Below are 20,284 nucleotides of genomic sequence, written 5' to 3'. Positions count from 1 at the left end.
CTTTATTTTATATTCAAATTTTCAAGGCGGCAAATATAATCATTTTCAAATTGATAAGAGGTATTTAAAAATGAAAACCAAAAGCTGCTGTTACACCAAATTTTCTTGCATCGGTATTCTCAAAATAGTTCCCTCTAAAATGGGCGTCGATCCTAATGAATTTAAAGATATTCCCCACCCCTACACTGTATTCATAATATGGATCGGAACTTGGCGCTAGCAAATCGATTCCGGAAGCATCCAATTGCTTGTTAGCTTCAGATATCTCTCCCCATACTCCTTTAATCCCAATGATCTCTCTTAAATTTAAATCTCTAAGCAATGGAACTCTAGAAAATAATCTTCCATTAAAATTATGTTCAAGATGAGCTGCAACATACGTATCTGTTACAAATTCATAGAAATTAAGCAGAGAAAAGGTATTATAAAGTTCGAAATAAGTTTGATTCCCAGGAACAACACTTAATAAGCCTAGCGGCACATCTCCAAATGTCTTACCGGCTTCCACACTTATATTGGCCTTACCTAACCCACCTACTAATAACGGCTGATTGTAGAAAAATTGTATTTTCTCATATTCAAAATCACTATTTAAAATATCCTTTAAGCCCACGCTGTAATTCAGGAACAGAGTTGGAAAATCACCCCCATTTATAAGGTTCCTCTCTACTCCATAACCCGAAGTCTCTTTACCAGGGGAATAACTTATTATGGTAGATATCTCTGCCTGATTGATCTCAGATGCGGTTTCGGTTCTAGTCTCATCAATATAATAATCGAAGCTAAAAGTTGGAGATGCAGGTTTTAACTCTCTATAAGAACCTGCCACCCGGAACGTGAAATTTGTAAAGGGCTCAACCTCTAAAGCCACCACGGCAAGGTTTATAGAGCTCAATTTATCGTTGTCACCCACATTTATCAAAGAAGAAGACGCCAAACTCCTTCCTAGAACATCTGTGGTATTGGTAAGGCTTGCGCCTAATTGTTCTATATCTCTTCGGTTTCCCCCAGAGAGTATCAATCTAGATTTTGCATCTATCAGCACTTTTCCGGATATCCCGTATTTAAATTTTTTATCGGTAAAGCCATATGCCCCATACCCCTCAATCCTCCAAGGATCATTTTGCCCAAAGTACGTTCGGCCTCCGCCTCTAATTCTAAGTCCTTCTACTTCGTTAAATCCAACCGTAGAATACACCGGCCCATAATCCCAACCATTAAACTCTACATAGCCTGTTGCGAATACCGAGGAGATATTATAAATGCGCTTGAAGGCTTTAACCGTTTGCAGCGTATCCAACATTTCATACACTCCACGTTCATTTCCACTAAGCGGCTCCAATCTGTTTTGCTCCCAAAACGCATCATCTCTATTATAAATTTCTTCCTGGAATTTCGTGACCTCGGTATCGTAAAAACTTTGTGGCTTTTTTATATTGAATTCATAATTATCATAAAGAACTGTTCGTTTTCCATAAACTCCTCTAGAATCTTCCTTTTTACGAAGAGAGAAATCGGCCTGGAAAAAATCTCTTTTTATTACAAATATGCTATCATTCAATGCCTCGAACTCTTGCTCTATATAAACACCTTTTACCCAGTTAACATTGGCACTTTCGGCCATTTCAAGATTGATGCTCTTTATAGCGAAAGTGGTATCGTTCACCCAAAAGTCTCCTTTAAAAGTAAGCTCGTTCTTTCTTCTGGGGTAATAAACAATATTGTAACACCATTTATCGCCAATAAAGGCACTATCTGCCAGAACATAATTATAATTATTGATTCCGGTACTAGCTAACGGACTCACGAAATTCTTATCAAAGAATTTCAGATAATTATCATATATATCAATTTCTCTGTACACATCTTGTACAGAGGAAATAAGAGTTTGATTATTACTAAATCCGGAATTCTTGTTTCCTAAAAGAATTTCTCTGGTTTTCCCGGCAGGATTATCACCATAAACTTTTGAGGAAGATTCATTAATAAAGACCGGTAGAAAAGTTTTACCGGTAACTTTATTGGTGTCTAAATCATTAAAAATGAATTCCATACCGTTAAAAATCCTGCTTTTAATAAGGGAACTATCTATTGTATTAAGGTCGAATTCCAGCTTTTCGTATTTGCTGTATTGGTATTGATCGAATTTCTTAACTCCATTCTCTCTTTTGTTCTCCCAGATCTTTCGAAGAATATCCAGTGCCGGATTATTCTTTTTAGAAGTTTTCCCCTGATAGATTACTACTTCTGACAGCGATTCGGCTTCCTCCTTAATAATGACCTTCATATTAAGGTTATTACCAGGTTTTAAAGAAACCACTTCAGGTTTATAGCCAACAAAAGAAAATTCAGCTGAAGAATAAGAATTTTCAGATCTCAAATAAAAATTCCCTTCCTCATCAGTAGTGGTTCCTTCAGAAGAATTAACAAAGATCACGTTAGCAAAAGGTACTGGCATATTAGCTTCATCTACTAAAACTCCACTAATGAGAGTTTGAGATGAAACGCTGAAAGTCACCAAAAAAAGAAGAGTGAAAAAGAATGTGTATTTCATATTAGGGCAAAAAAAAACTTCATCCGAAAAGATGAAGTTTCAAAGGTAAGTTTATAAGCTTATTTGTACAGCACCTTTTTCACAGCTTTAACAACATCTTCACTGTTTGGTAACCATTCCTTTAGAAGGTTAGGTGAATATGGCGCAGGTGTATCTGCCGTATTTATTTTAATTATTGGAGCATCCAGATAATCAAAAGCATTCATTTGCACTGAATATGCTATTTCCGTAGAAATATTTCCAAATGGCCATGCTTCTTCAAGAATTACCAGTCTATTGGTCTTTTTAACCGATTTTAATATAGTGTCGTGATCTAATGGACGCACTGTACGTAAATCGATAACTTCACAAGAAATTCCTTCTTTTTCAAGCTCATCAGCTGCAGCATACGCTTCTTTGATGATCTTTCCGAAAGATACGATAGTAACATCTGTTCCTTCACGTTTTATATCAGCAACTCCTAAAGGAATTGTATATTCCTCTTCTGGCACTTCGCCTTTATCCCCATACATTTGCTCACTTTCCATGAAAATAACCGGGTCGTCATCACGAATAGCCGACTTTAAAAGTCCTTTTGCGTCGTATGGATTTGATGGAACTACCACTTTTAAACCGGGGCAGTTAGCATACCAGCTCTCGAAAGCCTGAGAATGCGTAGCTCCTAATTGTCCTGCAGATGCAGTTGGACCACGAAAAACGATTGGTATATTAAATTGCCCACCACTCATCTGGCGCAATTTAGCAGCGTTATTAATTATTTGATCAATCCCTACCAAAGAGAAGTTGAAAGTCATAAACTCTACAATTGGCCTGTTTCCGTTCATGGCACTACCAATAGCAATCCCGGAAAATCCAAGCTCTGCAATAGGAGTATCTATAACGCGTTCCGGACCAAATTCATCTAACATTCCTTTTGAAGCTTTGTAAGCACCATTATATTCGGCAACTTCTTCACCCATTAAGTAAATGCTATCATCTTTGCGCATCTCCTCGCTCATTGCTTGCTGGACCGCTTCTCTAAATTGAATTGTCTTCATTCTATACTAAAATGTTTATGGTATCATTTAAAAAAAACAAAAATAGTAATTCATAAAAGTTTAAACTACTACTTATTCATAAAATATTTACTATGCATGCATAGTAAATTTCGATTTAAATTACTTATCTTCGTGAACAAGAAAATATAACAATTTAAAAAGCCTTTTTAGATGAAAATATTAGTGTGTATAAGTCACGTACCAGACACCACCTCAAAGATTAATTTTACAGACAACGATACTCAATTCGATACCAACGGAGTTCAATTTGTTATAAATCCTAATGATGAATTTGGACTTACTCGTGCCATGTGGTTCAAAGAAAAACAGGGAGCTAGTGTAGATGTTGTAAATGTAGGAGGTCCTGAAACGGAGCCAACTCTTAGAAAAGCATTGGCTATTGGAGCCGATAATGCTATTAGAGTGAACACTCCGGCTACCGATGGTTTTCAAGTTGCAAAGCAATTAGCTCAAGTAGCAAAAGACGGAGCTTACGATCTTATTATTGCAGGAAGAGAATCTATAGACTATAATGGCGGTATGGTTCCGGGAATGTTAGCAGCTTTATTAAACGCTAATTTCGTAAACACCTGTATAAGCATAGACGTAGAAGGAACTCAAGCTACTGCAACCAGAGAGATCGACGGAGGGAAGGAAACCGTATCTACCAGCTTACCATTAGTAATTGGTGGGCAAAAAGGTCTTGTTGAAGAAAGTGATCTTAGAATCCCTAATATGCGAGGGATCATGCAAGCCAGAAAAAAACCTTTAAATGTAGTAGAGCCTACAGAGGTTACAGCACAAACAACTGCTGAAAAATTTGAGAAACCGGCACCTAAAGGAGCTGTAAAATTAATTGATCCTGATAATTTGGATGAATTGATTTCTTTGTTACACAATGAAGCAAAAGTAATTTAGTGACCCTATCTCGGGAAATAATATTCCGAAATAGCTCATAAAATAATTTAGTCATTCTTAAATAAAAAGAAAACATGTCAGTTTTAGTATATATAGAATCAGAAGAAGGAAAATTCAAAAAAGCATCTTTGGAGATTGCATCATATGCGAAGGAAGTTGCTCAAATGCTTCAAACCACAGTTACCGCTGTAACGTTTAATACTTCTGATGTTTCAGAATTAGGAAATTACGGGGTAGATAAAATATTGAAAGTAAGCAACGATAAGCTAACTAACTTTAATGCCGAAGCATATGCCGATGTTTTAAAACAAGCAGCAGAAAAAGAACAATCCAAAGTAGTAGTATTAAGCCAGTCGGCTAACAGCAAATACCTTGCTCCACTTTTGGCAGTGCACTTAAACGCCGGTTATGCATCGAACGTAGTAGCACTACCCGAAAGCGCAAATCCATTTACAGTAAAAAGAACTGCTTTCACAAATAAAGCCTTTAGTTTTACAAAAATAGCTACCGATGTGAAGATCATCGGACTTTCAAAAAATGCGTTCGGACTTAAAGAAGTACAGGCTGATGCTACCGCAGAAGATTTCGCACCAACTTTATCTGATGCCGATTTCTCTGTACAAGTGACCAATGTAGATAAAGCTAAAAATACCGTTACTATTGCCGATGCAGAAATTGTTGTTTCAGGAGGAAGAGGTTTAAAAGGACCTGAAAACTGGGGCATGATAGAAAATCTTGCTGAAACCTTAGGCGCAGCCACCGCATGTTCTAAACCTGTAAGTGACATGGGTTGGAGACCCCATAGCGAACATGTTGGACAAACCGGAAAGCCCGTAGCTTCTAACCTTTATATTGCCATTGGAATCTCTGGAGCCATCCAGCACTTAGCAGGAATCAATGCTTCTAAAACAAAAGTTGTGATCAATAATGATCCAGAAGCCCCATTTTTTAAGGCAGCAGACTACGGAGTTGTAGGCGATGCCTTTGAAATAGTTCCAAAACTCAACGAAAAACTAAAAGAATTTAAGGCTAAGAACGCATAATTTTATAACTTGCGAGCTTCAAAAGGGCTGTCTAAATTTGGTAAAATGTCCTTATTTAGACAGCTCTTTTCAATTAGTGGAATATGAGTTTAGTACGCCTTAATATAAAAGGAATATCTTACAGTCAAACCCAAAATGGCGCCTATGCACTTATTTTAAATGAAGTGGATGGCGACAGGAAATTACCTATAGTAATTGGGGCTTTTGAAGCACAATCTATTGCTATAGCATTAGAAAAGGAGATTAAACCTCCACGACCACTTACACACGATCTTTTCAAGAATTTTTGTGAACGATTTGATATTGTTGTAAAACAAGTGATCATTCATAAACTGGTGGATGGAGTATTTTACTCCAGCCTTATTTGCGAGCGCGATAAAATTGAAGAAATAATCGACGCCCGTACCAGCGATGCTATTGCTTTAGCGTTGCGATTTAACGCACCTATTTTTACATACAAGAACATTCTCGATAAAGCCGGTATCTACCTTAAAGGAGAATCGGAACCCATGAGCCAAACTCCGGGCAGCGAAGATGCACAAGTAGACGACATTATTCCTGATGTTGTTGAATCACAGGAGACCAATTATAAAACAATGTCGCTGGACGAACTGGAAACTTTACTCTCCCAGGCTGTAAAAAATGAAGATTACGAAAAAGCAGCAAGACTTAGAGACGAGATTTCAAAACGCAAATAAGTAGTTATTTATGAAGAAGTATTGGTGTTACCTATTCTTTATGTTATTCGGCGTGTTCGCCGCTCAATCCCAAAGCATCTCGAAAAACTGGAGTTTCCAGTCTCTTGAAGACAGCACTAAAGTTCAAACAGATTTCTCTCAAGAAGATAGACTTATCTTAGAGGAAGGACTTTTTGAAATTAAATCCACTAATAATGACTCTGTAAAAGCCAGTGGAGATTACCTTTACCAGAATAACTTGCTGGTATTTTTTTATACTACTCCAAAAGATACTATTAAAAAATTCAGGATATCTTCTCTTAGTGATGAGGTTTTAGTTATTACAAACAACACTAACACCTTTACCTTTAAAGATACCCCAGAGCCTATAGAGGAAGTTATCCCGGCTCAAGTAATTAATACAATTGCCCCCAGCGCTGGCTTCTCATTAACAAGTTTGTGGCGAGGTTTATTGGGAATGCTGTCCTTACTATTAATTGCCTATTTTTTTAGCAGTAATAAACGATCTATTAATTGGAAGACAGTCCTTCTAGGGTTAGGAGCACAAATGCTATTGGCAATAGGTGTCTTAAAAATTGATTTCATAAAGAATATATTTGAATTTGTTGGAGGTATCTTTGTACTTATTCTTGATTTTACTCGAGCAGGAAGTGAATTTCTATTAGGAGGAATGATGGATGTAGACAGCTTTGGTTTCATCTTCTTATTCCAGGTACTACCTACGATTATATTTTTCTCTGCCTTAACTTCTGTATTGTTTTACCTTGGAGTAATTCAAATTGTGGTAAGAGGAATGGCGATGGTACTTACCAAAATCCTGGGAATTTCAGGAGCCGAAAGTCTAAGTGTTGCAGGAAATATATTCTTAGGACAAACCGAAGCGCCCCTTATGATCAAAGCTTATCTGGAACGCATGAACCGCTCAGAAATGTTGCTGGTAATGATAGGCGGTATGGCCACCGTTGCAGGTGGTGTACTTGCGGCGTATATAGGTTTTCTGGGTGGAGATGACCCTGAATTACGACTCCAGTTTGCAAAACACTTATTAGCCGCTTCAGTAATGGCTGCCCCGGGAGCTATAGTAATCTCAAAAATATTATATCCCCAAACCGAATCTATAAATAGCAATGTAGAGATTTCTTCTGAAAAAATAGGATCTAACATACTGGATGCTATTGCCAATGGAACCACAGAAGGATTAAAATTAGCAGCCAATGTAGCAGCTATGCTATTGGTATTTATAGCTTTTATAGCAATGATTAACCATATGTTAGGCTGGTTTGGAGAAATTACCACTCTTAATGGCCTTATGGCTGAACATACTCCTTATTCTAAATTTTCACTTGAAGCTATATTGGGAACTGTGTTTGCTCCTCTAATGTGGCTAATAGGTGTGGCCAAAGAAGATATGATGCTTATGGGGCAACTTCTTGGGATAAAACTGGCAGCAAGTGAGTTTGTTGGTTATATTCAACTGGCCGATCTTAAAAATCCTGCAAGCGCCTTAAGCTTGAGTTATGAAAAATCGGTTATCATGGCTACCTATATGCTTTGTGGATTTGCGAATTTTGCTTCAATAGGAATCCAAATTGGAGGAATTGGTTCACTAGCACCGGGACAGAGAAAAACACTTTCAGAATTTGGAATGAAAGCCTTGATTGGAGGTACTATTGCCTCTTTACTTTCGGCAACTATTGCGGGAATGATCATCGGGTAAGGCTTATAATCATATTTAACAAGCATGTTGTTAAGGCATATTCCATGTACATAATTTGTATCTAGAATATGTCTTATTTATTAAAACAGGTTTTTAACAAAGCACAGCCGTTAATTAATTTGATATACGCTCATCTTTTTATACTTTCAACATCTTATAAGTCTATAGCAATATGAAACAGTATCACGACCTAGTAAAGCACGTTTTGGAACATGGAGTACAAAAAGGAGATCGTACAGGCACAGGAACCAAAAGTGTATTTGGATATCAAATGAGATTCGATTTAAGTGAAGGCTTCCCCATGGTTACCACTAAAAAATTACATTTAAAATCTATTATACATGAATTACTATGGTTTTTAAAAGGAGATACTAATATTAAATACCTTCAGGAGAATGGTGTGAAGATATGGAATGAATGGGCTGACGGAAATGGAGATCTGGGTCCTGTTTATGGACACCAGTGGAGAAATTGGAATAGTGAAGACTTAGACCAGATAGCTGAGTTGATAGAAACTTTAAAAAAGAATCCCAATAGCAGAAGGATGTTAATATCAGCCTGGAACCCTTCGGTTCTACCTGATACTTCTGTTTCTTTTTCTGAAAATGTAGCTAAGGGAAAAGCCGCACTCCCTCCCTGCCATGCATTTTTTCAATTCTATGTCGCCGATGGAAAACTATCTTGTCAGCTATATCAACGCTCTGCCGACATCTTTTTAGGAGTGCCTTTCAATATTGCGTCTTACGCTTTGCTTACTATGATGATCGCACAGGTTTGCGGGTATGAAGCCGGAGATTTTATTCACACCTTTGGAGATGCACATATCTACAACAATCACTTTGAACAGGTAGAACTTCAGTTATCCAGAGAAATAAGAGAACTGCCCGTAATGAGAATAAATCCTGAGGTGAAGGATATCTTCAGCTTTGTATTTGAAGATTTCAGTCTGGAAAATTACAATCCTCACCCTGCCATTAGAGCTAAAGTGGCTATTTAAGCCTGAAAACCTACTTATGAAATACCTACCTATGAAACATTTATTGATTATCGCCATTATTTTTACTTTCACTTCAACGCTACAAGCTCAAGAAGGTGTGAACGTGAAGGGGAATACCATCTCCTCTGCAGAGATCGCACCGGTATGGCCGGGCTGCGAGACCAGCGAACTTTCTTCGAAAGATTGTTTCAACAAAATGCTAGCCGTACATATCAAGGAGAATTTCAAATACCCTAAAGATTCGAATGGCAAGTTTATTCAAGGAAAGTCTACTATTACATTTTTTATAGATGAAACTGGTAAAGCCACTAAAATATCAGCTGAAGGCCCTAAGAAAGCCATTAATGATGAAGTAATAAGAATTGTAAAGCTGTTTCCTGTCATGAAACCGGGTATTCGCGGTGGAAAACCGGTAACTATCAAGTATAAGATGCCTTTCAATTTTTAGAGCAGCTTTTGAAACAGGACTTTAACTTGGCCTTAACTCCTGTACATTTCCTTCATTCTTAAAAAATTGTAAATTTGAGTGGCTCACGTTTTAGACCAACATTTATGATTTCTAAAGAACATCTTTTTGAACTATTTACAGAAACTCGAGTAGCGACCGAAATTATCTGTGCTCCTCTTGAAATAGAAGATTATGTGGTGCAGCCCGTGGTGGATGTATCTCCTCCAAAATGGCATTTAGGCCATACTACTTGGTTTTTTGAGGAATTCGTTCTTAAAAAATATGATTCCAATTACCAGCTTTTTGATGATCATTGCGCCTTCGTTTTTAATAGTTATTACGAAAGTGTAGGTGAAAAGGTGGTACGCACAGATAGAGGAAATCTTTCCAGACCTACCGTTGCTTGGGTTTACGAATATCGAACCTGTGTAACCAAAGCTATGCAGGGTCTATTTTTGGGTAGTCAAAATTTTTCAGAAGAATTGTTGCAAGTAATTGAAATTGGCTGTCATCACGAAAAACAGCACCAGGAATTATTACTTACAGATATCAAATATATTTTAGGAAACAATCCACTTCTTCCAGCTTATAATGACGATTTTCAGGAATATCCTGTTCAGGAGTTTGAGCAAGAATGGATTACTGTCCCTGAAGGCGTTTATGAGATAGGGCATTCGAGCACTTCGTTTTGTTATGATAATGAATTAGGAAGACATAAAACATATCTCAACAAATTCGAGATCTCAAATAAACTTGTTACCAATGCCGAATATCTCGAGTTTATGGAAGCCGGCGGATATCAGGATGTTCTCCTGTGGCATGCAGAAGGCTGGGATTGGGTAACCTCCAACAAAATTAACTCTCCCTCCTATTGGCATAAAACTAAAAAAGGATGGCAGTATTATACCTTCCAGGGATTAAAAAAAATAACACCGGAAGCCCCTCTTACACATATATCGTATTATGAAGCTTTCGCATTTGCACAATGGAAAGGCATGCGATTACCATCTGAATTTGAATGGGAAATCGCTCAGCAGCAATTTGAATGGGGAAGCAGATGGGAATGGACAGAAAGTGCCTATTCACCATATCCCAATTACAAAAAAGCTGATGGAGCTTTAGGCGAATACAACGGGAAATTTATGGTCAACCAAAAAGTATTGCGTGGAGGCTCTGTTGCCACTTCAACCAAACATACACGAGCTACCTATCGAAATTTCTTTCATCCAAACCTTAGATGGCAGTTTACAGGGATTAGATTGGCAAAATAAATCGACATTTAAATAATGAAAGAAAACACAAAAACCACATTTGCTTCTGTTTTTGAAGAAGATGTATATAAAGGCTTAACCAGCTTTCCAAAATACTTATTGTCTAAATATTTTTACGATAAAAAAGGCGATAAATTATTTCAGGAAATCATGAATTTGCCTGAATACTATTTAACCAACTGCGAGTATGATATCTTAGATAAAAACACCCGTGAGATCGCGCATAAATTCAATAGCACCAATGGTTTTGATCTAATTGAACTTGGGGCGGGAGATGGTAAAAAAACCAAACTTTTGCTTAAGCAATTAATAAATGATAATGTAGACTTTACTTATCTACCTATAGATATCAGCCAGAATGCATTAGATGATCTGGAAGCCTCGTTACATGAAGAAATCCCCGGGCTATTGGTAAAAACTCAGCAAGGAACATACATTAAGACTCTAGAAAAATTAGCAGATTATAATTCCAGAAAAAAGGTTATTTTGGTTCTAGGATCGAACATCGGGAATCTATTACATGAAGATGCTATCAGTTTCCTTAAGCAGATTCAGAGTGCGATGGGACCGGAGGACATGTTATTTATGGGATTTGATCAGAAAAAGAATCCACAGACCATTTTAGACGCTTATAATGATCCAACCGGAGTTACCGCTGCATTCAACAAAAATATATTACATAGAATAAATACAGAATTAAAAGGTGATTTTGATGTAGATTCCTTCTTGCACTGGGAAACTTATGATCCGGAAACAGGCACTGCCAAGAGCTTCTTAGTCAGCAAAATCCCTCAGGTTGTAAAGATTAAATCCTTAGACCTTAAAATAAATTTTGATGCCTGGGAAACCATACATACCGAGATCTCACAGAAATATGATGATGCAATAGTTCGATGGCTTGCTAAAGAAGCTAACTTACAGGTAACTTCATCATTTACAGATGAAAAAGAGTATTACAAAAATTACATCTTCCGAAACATTCAGTAAACTGATTATTTTCAATTAAAACATTACTTACAAATGAAAGCAATCTGGAACGATACAATTATAGCAGAAAGCAACGAAACTAAAATTGTGGAAAACAATCATTACTTTCCAAAAGATTCTATTAAAGCTGAATACTTTGAACCTAGCGACCACCGAACGCGATGTCCATGGAAAGGCGAAGCATCTTACTATACTATAGATGTAGACGGGAAACAAAATGAAAACGCAGCCTGGTACTATCCTCAGGCAAGTCATGCTGCTAAACCTATAGAAAACTATGTTGCCTTCTGGAAAGAGGTAAAAGTTAGCGAATAATTACTTTTTTAAATATTCGCTAAGAGCTTTTACCAATTCCTGAATTTCTTCTTCCGTATTATAATAATGAAAGCTCACACGAATTCCCGGCCCCTTAAGGGAAGCCAAGATATCATTGTTTCGCAGGTGGTCATATAAATTTTTATCACCTTTAATGTTGAATATAGTGGAATGATGAGAACGTTTTACAACTATTTCATCTAGCACTCCCAAGGTTGTTAGCTCCTTTTTCGCTATAACAGAAAGTTTTTTATTGATCTCTTCAACCACTTCCAAGTTAACCTCATTTAAATATTTTAAAGCCGTCATCAGGCTTCCATAATTTAAAGTATCCTGGTGCCCAGGTTCAAATTTCCCTAAAAAGTTTCCTTCTTGCGCTTTATATTTTCCCTGAAGAGAGTTAAAACCTGTAGTTTTCGGAAAAATCTTTTTAGGCACATCCTCTTGAAACAACACAAATCCATTTCCATATCCGGCATTCAGCCATTTATAACCACTGCATAATAATACATCTAATCCCGAATCATCAAAATTAAAAATCTCTGTTCCGCAGTACTGGGTGCCATCAGCAATGAAGAGAGTATCGGGAAATTTCTGCTTCATTTGTTTTAAGAAATCTATACTAAGTTTCAACCCACTTATATATTGGACTATGCTAAATGCAAATACATCCGGGTTATAATTTTTCAGAGCATTTTCAATATCTTCTTCTAAAGTTGCAGATAGCGATACCGTATAAGTTTTGAATTCACGCGAAGTAATTGGCCAGGATATAGAAGGGTACTCATCCTCCAACAATAAAAAGGACTTATCACTTTCTATTCCCTCCAAAAGCGTATTAAAACCGTATGAGAAATTAGGCACAAGTGCCACTCTATTAGGCTCACATTTAAAAAAACCACCAACAGTTTCTCGAATTTTAGCAAGCATTTCTCCTTGCTTTTCCTTTAAAATGCATCCGGAAACCAGAAAATCTAAATCGTGCTCCTGCCGAAAATCAAACACCTTTTCAGACAAGGGGCCTGAGGCAGCCGTATTAAGGTAAATATATTGTTGCAGTACAGGAAAGGCTTTTCTTAAATTCTTCATATGTGTTTAACAATAGAATAAAAAATTCTGTAAATTTGATTCTATACTAAAGTACTTCTAATTATGTTTTCTAAAAAGAAAAACGCTTCTAAACTAGATTCCGAACAACGCGAACTGTACGAAAATGCTCGCAAGAGAACCATTCAAAAAAGAAGATTATTTCAGCATTTCGTAATTTACCTTATTGGAGCAATCCTATTGATAATTATAAATGTTGTAATTGGATACAGAGAAGACTTTACACCCTTTGGCTACGATTGGTTTGTAATAGCCGTTTTAGCATGGACATTTTTATTCCTTATCCACCTTATGAATGTATTTGTAATTAATAGCTTTATGGGGAGAGAATGGCAGCAGAGAACCATAGAAAAACTGGTTAGAAAACAAAAGGACCGAATTGCAGAGATGCAACAAAAGGTTGATCGCGACTACCCCCTTCCACATATTAAAGAGGAACAACCTATAATTACTGAGCCTAAAAATCCACCACTAAACAGCTAATTTAAAAATGCTTACTATAATTGCTGCAGCAGCAGAAAATAATGCACTAGGAAAAGACAACGATCTGGTATGGCATTTACCGGATGATTTTAAAAGATTCAAAAAGCTAACAAGTGGCCATCACATTATTATGGGCCGTAAAACCTTCGATTCTTTCCCCCAACCTCTTCCCAATAGAACACATGTAGTGATTACCAGAAGTGAAAACTTTAAGAAAGAAGGTATAGTTGTAGTACATTCTCTAGAGAGGGCTGTAGAATTATGTGAGGAAGATCCCGAAACTTTTATAATTGGAGGTGGTGAAATTTACAAATTAGCTATGGAAATTGCTGATAAAATAGAACTCACCCGTGTGCATGGCAGTTTTGAAGCAGACGCCTTTTTTCCTGAGATTGATGAAAATGAATGGAGGCTAGTAGCCGAAGAATTTCATGATACCGATGATAAGCATAATTATTCATTCACTTATTTAACATACCTCCGAAAACACTAATTACTTCTTTACCTCATTAAAATACCTATTCACCAAAAACTAAATTTCACAATTCTTAACATTCCTACTTTATCTTTTAGGAATACCTTGGGGCAATACATCTTGGTCTTACAGTAACTTGTTCAAAAATAGAACAAGCCATGAGTACAGAAAATTTAGAAAACAAAGAAGCTTTAAAAAAAATGACTGAAATGGTAGAGGATATTACCACTTCTATGATGATGACCAACTTAAGCTCTATTCCTATTAGTGCAATTCCAATGCGGACTAAAAAAGTTGACGAAAACGGGGATATCTGGTTCTTAAGCGCCTTGAATAGCGAACATAACGTTAATATTGTGAAAGATTCCAGAACTCAACTTCTGTATAGCGATCCTTCAGACATGGAGTTTATTAGTATTTATGGTAATTCTTCCATCGAAACTCGAAAAGATATTTTAGAAGAGCTTTACAGTAAAGTTGACGATGCTTGGTTTGATGGATTAGATGACCCAAATCTTACCGCTATAAAATTTAGTCCAGATGAGGCATATTACTGGGACACTAAAGGCAACAAATATGTTAGTTTATTTAAAATGGGAGTAGCAACCATTACCGGGGAAAAGGCAGATGTAGGTAAAAAAGGAGCTTTAAACCTATAATACCATCCCGCTTTTATAAAGAAAGACCTTATAACTCAATTGTTATGAGGTCTTTCTTTTTATTTCTATTTTAGCCTTTCCAAATATTCATAATATGAAAGCATATATATTCCCTGGGCAAGGGGCACAGTTTACAGGAATAGGATTAGATCTTTACGAGAAGTTTCCTGAAGCACAAAAATTATTTGAAAGAGCAAATGAGATTTTAGAATTCTCTATTACCGATATAATGTTTGAAGGCTCTGCCGAAGACTTAAAGCAAACCAAGGTTACTCAACCGGCAATCTTTTTACATTCTGCCATAATGAGCCAAATGTTAGGAGACAATTTTAAACCGGATATGGTTGCAGGACACTCATTAGGAGAAATATCGGCATTGGTTGCTAATAAAACCTTAGAATTTGAGCCTGCTTTAAAACTGGTTTACAAGAGAGCCCTTGCCATGCAACATGCATGTGAACTACAACCATCTACTATGGCTGCTGTTTTAGGAATGGAAGACCATTTAGTTGAAGCCATTTGTGCCGAAGTTGATGGGACGGTAGTGGCGGCAAACTATAATTGCCCTGGGCAATTAGTGATTTCAGGAGATTTAGCAGCAGTAGAAAAAGCCTGTGAACTTCTTAAGGAACGAGGTGCGAAACGCGCAATGTTGCTTCCCGTAGGAGGAGCATTTCACTCTCCTTTGATGGAGCCAGCAAGAAAAGAATTGGCAGAAGCAATTGAAGCTACTACTTTTAATAATCCTATTTGTCCTATCTATCAAAACGTTAGCACATTTGGAGTTACAGATCCTTCAGAAATTAAGAAGAATCTTGTATTTCAATTAACCGCTCCTGTAAAATGGACCCAATCTGTTCAAAATATGATTGCCGATGGCGCTACTGAATTTATTGAAGTTGGCCCGGGAAAAGTATTACAAGGATTAGTTAGAAAAATTGACAGATCAGCCCAAACCAGTTCAGCTGAAATATAAAGTATAAGAACAGCAACTCCTGAAGGGAGTTGTACTTTTTTAAAAAGTTAAAAGGAATTGTTTAAGAGATATCTTTAAACAATTCCTTTTTTCATATCAACTTCCATAACTAATCAATTAGATCAAATTCATGGTTTTTGTAAAAACCTGTTGCCCTCTTTTAATTTTAACCAAGTACTCCCCTTTTGGAACACGCTTAAAATCGAAGGTCTTTTTAATTATTAGATCATTTGAAGTAATGGAATTTACCAGCTCTCCTCGAACATCATACACCTCTATTTGTGTCATTTTCTCTTCCGGATTAGTTAAAGAGAACATCAGCTTTCTTTCACTTATCTTATAGGTAGGTTTAAAGATTATTTCAGAAGCTTCCTTATCAATTTTCACTCCCTTATTTAATCTATGGATCACCTTTTTGAAAATATAAAACTCATTTTCAAAATTAAGATAATAAGTACCTATTTGAGCTGTACCAAAATTTAAGGTCTTCTTGTAAGATTTGTTATCTATAAGACCGTCTTTAAAGATAAGATTCCCTTCTTCATCCTTTAACGTAAGACTTGCATTCATAAAAGAATTCTGCACTTCTACAAAAAGAGTTTCTTCATTAATTCTTACATCTAATCCTTCAGCAGCTTTTACGTTGAAACTAGCAGTTAACATTAAAGCTAAAATTGATAATTTAAATAGATTTCCCATGTTTTCCGTTTTTAAGTGTTAATTAATGATTATGTTAATTTACCGATAATAACATAATCAAATATACTGCTGTTTAATCGACTAAAATGATGTATATTATACATGAATATGTTCTATTTTACACTTTACATTAATTTAATGTTCTATTAATGTATATTAAGCACATAACACGGTTAATAAAACATAGTTAACTCAATTAAATCATCATTACATTATAATTAATAAAATAAGCATAATGGCCATATTAGTAAAACCTATACTAGAGAAGATTGAACCCGCTTTTGGTAGTTCTCTTTATTATAAAACATATAATAAAGACCATCAAAATGGAAAGAACAGCTTTTGGCATTATCATCCTGAGATAGAGTTGGTTTATGTAAACGGTGGCTCAGGAAAACGGCAAATTGGAAGCCACCTTTCTTATTACAGAAACGGAGACCTAATACTGATTGGTCCCTATTTACCGCATTGTGGATTTACGGATAACCTTACAGGACATAATTCTGAAACCATTATTCAAATAAGAGATAATTTCCTGGGAAAGGATTTTTTTGAAATCCCCGAAATGAAGGAAATAAAAACCCTTATTGAGCGCTCAAAAAATGGGATTGTATTTCATGGAGACGACAAACGAGCCATTGGAAAAAAAATAGAAGCCTTACAGGGAGTGAGCCCATATTATAGATTACTAGGTTTACTGGATATCCTCAAAATGTTAGAATGCTCAAAGAACTATACTGTTTTGAATGCTCAGGGTTTCCTATTAGAAACTGAACTTCAGGATAATAACAGGATAAATATTGTATTCAATTTTGTAAAAGAAAATTATATGAGGCCTATCACATTAGAAGAGATCGCCAATAAGGTAAGTATGACGGTTTCTGCCTTTTGCAGATATTTCAAAAAGATAACAGGTAAAACCTTCACTAATTTTGTAAATGAATATCGATTGGTTCATGCAGCCAAGCTCTTACATGAAAAACAAATAAGCATTACTGATATTTGTTTTGAAAGCGGATTTAATAATTTTAGTCATTTCAATAAGCAATTCAAAAAATTTACTGGCAAATCCCCGTCCCATTATAGAAATGAATTGAGATATACCATCTCATAGTCACCGTTATAATCAAGTAAATCTCTTGCCATAAAAAATAGCATATTCCTATTGAAAAACATTCTTATGAATGTATTATATCAATAAGAATTTAGCGAAATTATAAAATCATCTTTCTATTAATTAGTTCGACAAAATATTATTACATTTAAAAAATTCCAACTTGATATATTAAAATATCTTGACTTTAAATATTTCAAACTTCAAAAAGCACGTATAGACTTATATATGAACAACATTATTTTCTAAAACCTTCAAAAACCAAGTCGTCATTCATATAAAATGGAAGTCTTAGAAATTTTATATAACTATTAATTTTAACTTGTTTCATAGGCCCTACCTTAAGATTCTAAATCCTCAACTCATTGAAAAAAATTATTTTACTGCTAATTACACTATTAACTGTAGGTAGTGCGTTCTCTCAAACTGCAAAAAAAGAAATACAAAAGCTCGAAGATCACTATACCAATTATTTTAGCCTTAACCGTGAGGCTTTATTTCTTCATTTAAATAAAACCATTTTTCTTCCGAAAGAAGATTTATGGCTATCCGCTTATGTATACAATCCAATTACTAACCTTCCAAATCCTGAAACCCTGAACCTTAATCTTGATATTTTAAATGTGGAAGGGGTGCTTATTGAAACTAAAACCATAATGATAGGAAATGGGAAAGGTTCAGGATTTATTGATCTTAGTAATAATAAATATGCGCCTGGAAAATACTTTGTAAAAGCATCAACGAAATACATGGATAATTTTGAGGAGAACTTAGAATATATACAAAGTTTCGTGATACTGAGCAAGGACACCAATCCCTTAGAAGAACAGAAAAAATTCGATTTACAAATACTACCCGAAGGCGGTCATTTACTTTCTGAAGTTAGAAATAATGTTGGAGTAAAGTTAATTGACAATAATGGACAAGGAGTTGTTTTCAAAAAAGGGAGACTTATAAACTCTGCAGGAGAAGAACTTATAACGTTTAAATCCAATCAGTTCGGACTTTCAAAATTTAGTTTTATACCCAAAGTAAATACTGCCTATACCATTGAAGTTACAAATTTAAGTGATGATGTAGTAAGCCTCAACATACCTCCAGCCGAACTAATAGGCTTCAATATTGAGGGGAACAGTGTAGGAGATCAGATTTTATTATCCATAAAAACCAATGACAGATCAAAAGATTTGATACACCAAAAGATTTTTTATGCTGCAATTCATCAAAATGGAAGAATTAAAGATTTTTCATTTCAATTCCCACATGACAAAAATGAGGTAAACTTAAAATTAAGCAAAGATTCTTTGTACTCAGGAATTAATACTATTACTATTTTTGATGAAAAATTAAACCCCCTTTTAGAACGATTATTCTTCAATGAACAACATTTAAAACGCATTCGAATTAAATCTGGAGTTGTTAGAAAATTAGGTGATTCTATTCAAATTAATCTTCAATCTTTAAAAAAGGTAAAAAGTAATTCTTTAAGCCTTTCTGTACTCCCAGGAAAAACAAAGGCATATCAACCTAATCATAACATCCTTTCGGCTTTTCATTTGAAACCACACCTAAAAGGCAATATTGAAAATCCTCAGTATTATTTTTCAAATAAAAACTCTAGAAAGATCGCTTATGATCTTGACATATTACTATTAACACAAGGTTGGAGTAGTTATAACTGGAACTCTATTTTATCTAATTCAACAAAAGAAATTGTTGATCATGAAAAAGGTTTTACCATCAAAGGAACTGTACAAGGTAGAAATAACAAAAAAGAAAACACCATTTATGTTAAATCGGATGAAACAGGACTTTTCGAAATAATTAATATTAAGGACGATAATACTTTCGTATTGAAAAATGTATATGTATTAGATAGTTCCACTATCTCATTTGGATTACTAAATGACCGGAATAGTAAAATCTCCAAACCATCGGTTATTGCTAAAATTTCCCCTTTTAAAATCTCTAAAAACATTAAAGTCGATGAATTACCTAAGGTTAACTTTAATAGAGATGAAGTATCCAATCTTGATATCCCATTAAACTTTATTGGAGACGCTATAAATTTAGACACCGTAAACCTTATTCAAGAAAATCGAGAAAAAGACAAATACATCAATGATATGCAAGTAATCAAACAAGAGATTACTATTACCGAAGAACTTGAAAATCGATACCACTTTATTACAGACTATATTGCAGCCAACGGCTTTAAAGTTTTACAGGGCGGTTATGGATCATTAGTGATCGAAAATCGAACCCCTTCCTCTTTAAGCGAAGAGGATCCCCCAATACCGCAAATCTATTTTAATGGAATGCGTTTAGGCATGGACACTTCTCCTTTATTATATTTAGAAACTTCACAAGTAGAATCTATAATAATAAGCCCTTCTGGGATAGGATATGGAATGAGCGGTAACAATGGAGTAATTGAGATTACCACACGAAAAGGGAGATTAGGAGGGAGCTCCCGCCGAGAAACTATTAAAGAAATAATTACCAATAACGGATTTTCACTTAATAAAAAATTTTACGCTCCCAAGTATACTTCTTATACTTCAGCCATTTTTGAAGAATATGGTGTTATCGACTGGACACCAAACCTGAGTCTGGATAAAACTGGAAATGCTACGTTTAATATTTTGAATACCCTGCAACCAGAAGTAGTGTTATTTATTGAAGGTATAACCTCTGACGGGTTTTTAATATCAGAACAGCTAAATATCGCTAATTAATATTATAAATGTTAATTAAAAAAAAACGGATCTATTTATAATAGATCC

At 35.5% G+C, this 20,284-nt stretch carries 19 protein-coding genes; 15 read left to right on the top strand and 4 right to left on the bottom strand.

Annotated features, from left to right (window positions below):
- Positions 1-64: 64 nt before the first annotated feature.
- Both L1I30_RS09815 and L1I30_RS09810 read right to left on the bottom strand, forming a co-directional pair.
- Positions 65-2,554: a DUF5686 and carboxypeptidase-like regulatory domain-containing protein gene (locus L1I30_RS09815; protein WP_236134112.1), complete on the bottom strand. Its 2,490-nt coding sequence runs from the start codon at positions 2,552-2,554 to the stop codon at positions 65-67.
- A 59-nt stretch (positions 2,555-2,613) separates the two neighbouring features.
- Positions 2,614-3,591 (bottom strand): pyruvate dehydrogenase complex E1 component subunit beta, encoded by a 978-nt coding sequence (locus L1I30_RS09810; RefSeq protein ID WP_236134111.1) that lies wholly within the window; start codon positions 3,589-3,591, stop codon positions 2,614-2,616.
- Between the two features lie 171 nt (positions 3,592-3,762).
- Between L1I30_RS09810 and L1I30_RS09805 the strand changes: the two genes are divergently transcribed.
- From L1I30_RS09805 to L1I30_RS09765, 9 genes are all read left to right on the top strand, one after another.
- Entirely contained in the window at positions 3,763-4,509 is a 747-nt protein-coding gene (locus L1I30_RS09805; RefSeq protein ID WP_236134110.1) for an electron transfer flavoprotein subunit beta/FixA family protein, read from the top strand.
- Positions 4,510-4,583: 74 nt separating this feature from the next.
- A complete protein-coding gene (locus L1I30_RS09800) occupies positions 4,584-5,552 on the top strand; it encodes an electron transfer flavoprotein subunit alpha/FixB family protein (protein WP_236134109.1) in 969 nt (322 codons plus the stop codon).
- Between the two features lie 83 nt (positions 5,553-5,635).
- A complete protein-coding gene (locus L1I30_RS09795) occupies positions 5,636-6,250 on the top strand; it encodes a bifunctional nuclease family protein (protein ID WP_236134108.1) in 615 nt (204 codons plus the stop codon).
- A 10-nt stretch (positions 6,251-6,260) separates the two neighbouring features.
- Positions 6,261-7,967 carry a NupC/NupG family nucleoside CNT transporter gene (locus tag L1I30_RS09790; protein ID WP_236134107.1) on the top strand — a complete coding sequence of 569 codons (1,707 nt, stop codon included), beginning with the start codon at positions 6,261-6,263 and terminating at the stop codon, positions 7,965-7,967.
- Positions 7,968-8,139: 172 nt separating this feature from the next.
- Positions 8,140-8,964, top strand: coding sequence for a thymidylate synthase (locus L1I30_RS09785; protein WP_236134106.1), 825 nt, complete (start codon positions 8,140-8,142; stop codon positions 8,962-8,964).
- A 31-nt stretch (positions 8,965-8,995) separates the two neighbouring features.
- The gene (locus tag L1I30_RS09780; RefSeq protein ID WP_236134105.1) at positions 8,996-9,412 is read left to right on the top strand and encodes an energy transducer TonB; all 417 of its coding nucleotides are present in this window, start codon (positions 8,996-8,998) and stop codon (positions 9,410-9,412) included.
- A 104-nt stretch (positions 9,413-9,516) separates the two neighbouring features.
- A complete protein-coding gene (gene egtB / locus L1I30_RS09775; RefSeq protein ID WP_236134104.1) occupies positions 9,517-10,683 on the top strand; it encodes an ergothioneine biosynthesis protein EgtB in 1,167 nt (388 codons plus the stop codon).
- A 15-nt stretch (positions 10,684-10,698) separates the two neighbouring features.
- The gene (locus L1I30_RS09770) at positions 10,699-11,670 is read left to right on the top strand and encodes an L-histidine N(alpha)-methyltransferase (RefSeq protein ID WP_236134103.1); all 972 of its coding nucleotides are present in this window, start codon (positions 10,699-10,701) and stop codon (positions 11,668-11,670) included.
- A gap of 33 nt (positions 11,671-11,703) precedes the next feature.
- Complete coding sequence (locus L1I30_RS09765) at positions 11,704-11,985, top strand: DUF427 domain-containing protein (protein WP_236134102.1); 282 nt, start codon at positions 11,704-11,706, stop codon at positions 11,983-11,985.
- Here L1I30_RS09765 and L1I30_RS09760 read toward each other — a convergent pair whose 3' ends face one another.
- Positions 11,986-13,074: an aminotransferase class V-fold PLP-dependent enzyme gene (locus L1I30_RS09760; RefSeq protein WP_236134101.1), complete on the bottom strand. Its 1,089-nt coding sequence runs from the start codon at positions 13,072-13,074 to the stop codon at positions 11,986-11,988.
- Between the two features lie 63 nt (positions 13,075-13,137).
- On the opposite strand from L1I30_RS09760, the gene L1I30_RS09755 reads away from it, so the two are divergent.
- From L1I30_RS09755 to fabD, 4 genes are all read left to right on the top strand, one after another.
- A complete protein-coding gene (locus L1I30_RS09755; protein WP_236134100.1) occupies positions 13,138-13,575 on the top strand; it encodes a 2TM domain-containing protein in 438 nt (145 codons plus the stop codon).
- Positions 13,576-13,582: 7 nt separating this feature from the next.
- Positions 13,583-14,068: a dihydrofolate reductase gene (locus L1I30_RS09750; protein WP_236134099.1), complete on the top strand. Its 486-nt coding sequence runs from the start codon at positions 13,583-13,585 to the stop codon at positions 14,066-14,068.
- A gap of 140 nt (positions 14,069-14,208) precedes the next feature.
- Positions 14,209-14,709, top strand: coding sequence for a pyridoxamine 5'-phosphate oxidase family protein (locus L1I30_RS09745; protein WP_236134098.1), 501 nt, complete (start codon positions 14,209-14,211; stop codon positions 14,707-14,709).
- A 94-nt stretch (positions 14,710-14,803) separates the two neighbouring features.
- Positions 14,804-15,685 carry an ACP S-malonyltransferase gene (gene fabD, locus L1I30_RS09740; protein ID WP_236134097.1) on the top strand — a complete coding sequence of 294 codons (882 nt, stop codon included), beginning with the start codon at positions 14,804-14,806 and terminating at the stop codon, positions 15,683-15,685.
- 117 nt (positions 15,686-15,802) lie between these two features.
- Here fabD and L1I30_RS09735 read toward each other — a convergent pair whose 3' ends face one another.
- Positions 15,803-16,384: a T9SS type A sorting domain-containing protein gene (locus L1I30_RS09735; protein WP_236134096.1), complete on the bottom strand. Its 582-nt coding sequence runs from the start codon at positions 16,382-16,384 to the stop codon at positions 15,803-15,805.
- Between the two features lie 235 nt (positions 16,385-16,619).
- Between L1I30_RS09735 and L1I30_RS09730 the strand changes: the two genes are divergently transcribed.
- The gene (locus tag L1I30_RS09730; protein ID WP_236134095.1) at positions 16,620-17,498 is read left to right on the top strand and encodes an AraC family transcriptional regulator; all 879 of its coding nucleotides are present in this window, start codon (positions 16,620-16,622) and stop codon (positions 17,496-17,498) included.
- A gap of 365 nt (positions 17,499-17,863) precedes the next feature.
- Positions 17,864-20,236 carry a hypothetical protein gene (locus L1I30_RS09725; RefSeq protein WP_236134094.1) on the top strand — a complete coding sequence of 791 codons (2,373 nt, stop codon included), beginning with the start codon at positions 17,864-17,866 and terminating at the stop codon, positions 20,234-20,236.
- The last annotated feature ends 48 nt before the right edge of the window (positions 20,237-20,284 follow it).

The sequence above is a fragment of the Gillisia lutea genome (assembly GCF_021568705.1).
Taxonomy (GTDB): Bacteria; Bacteroidota; Bacteroidia; order Flavobacteriales; family Flavobacteriaceae; genus Gillisia; species Gillisia lutea.
This window is presented reverse-complemented; position numbering and strand designations above follow the sequence as displayed.